The 920-nt window shown below is 36.0% G+C and carries 1 protein-coding gene and 2 pseudogenes; 1 reads left to right on the forward strand and 2 read right to left on the reverse strand.

Annotated elements, in window-relative coordinates; translation table 11 throughout:
- Positions 1–327: HAD family hydrolase (locus Xhom_RS25035; protein ID WP_145957530.1), on the forward strand; the 327-nt coding region annotated here is incomplete at its 5' end.
- Between the two features lie 10 nt (positions 328–337).
- Here the strand turns inward: Xhom_RS25035 and Xhom_RS47345 are convergent.
- A pseudogene (locus Xhom_RS47345) lies at positions 338–447 on the reverse strand (IS982 family transposase); the annotation flags it as partial.
- Positions 447–542, reverse strand: a pseudogene (locus tag Xhom_RS47350) (IS982 family transposase); the annotation flags it as partial. The pseudogenes Xhom_RS47345 and Xhom_RS47350, both read right to left, overlap by 1 nt.
- Positions 543–920: the final 378 nt, after the last annotated feature.

Here is a 920-nt window from a genome sequence, read left to right on the forward strand (position 1 = left end):
GGTATTGCCTCTGCTTCACCACGATTATTAATATTAAAAATAATTGAGCAATGTGGTATCGATAATTATTTTGAATATATATCTTCAGCAGATGATATATCATATAATAAACCACACCCATTGGTTTATCTTAATGCAGCCGAAAAAATGAATGTGTTACCTAACGAGTGTATAGGGATAGAAGATTCCAAAATTGGCATGATTGCAGTTAAAGCAGCCTCAATGAAATGTGTAGTTATACCAAATAATATTGAATATGATTACTCATATTGGGACTTAGCGGATTGGAAGATAAAAAAATTATGGGAATTAGGAAACATAATTTAATTAATTAACCTCAGCTCTGCTTAAGAAGAGCCAAGTCAGAGCCCCGTAAATTTAAGCTCGGTTTTTGGGTTGAAAAGTGTAAACAATTAATCCTGACACAATCTCCAATAAAAAACCGAGCGCTTACGCTGACGTAACCCGTTCCCGATTAATTGTTGATGCCAGAGCGGTTCAAATTTTTGGCAAAAATCATCGACGCAGCAGTAAAGTTCTTCTCAAGTAATCATCGCCCAAGTATCTCCATGATTTTGTTTTTTTGCCAAAAACTTTGATCGTGCCTCAGGCACTTGAGTTTCCTTCTTAAGCGAAGCTCAGGTTAGTTGGATTGATTTTCGGTTCAAAATCGTCAAAGACATAAATTCTATTTGTATATAAAAATAGGACTACGTCACATGGGGTTCCGCCGAAGAACCCTCATGTGACGATTCTGAGAACCTTTACGCCATAGCCAGAATTTTGTAGACCGTAGAACGCGCTATTTTTAATTGTCTGGATATAGCTAAATCATATTAATATGACATAATATCTAAATCTAAGATGACAAGGCATAAAATGAGATGGGCTACAGCTTAGATTTTCGAAAGCGAGTACTG

Source organism: Xenorhabdus hominickii (assembly GCF_002632725.1).
In the GTDB taxonomy this organism is placed as follows: Bacteria; Pseudomonadota; Gammaproteobacteria; order Enterobacterales; family Enterobacteriaceae; genus Xenorhabdus; species Xenorhabdus hominickii.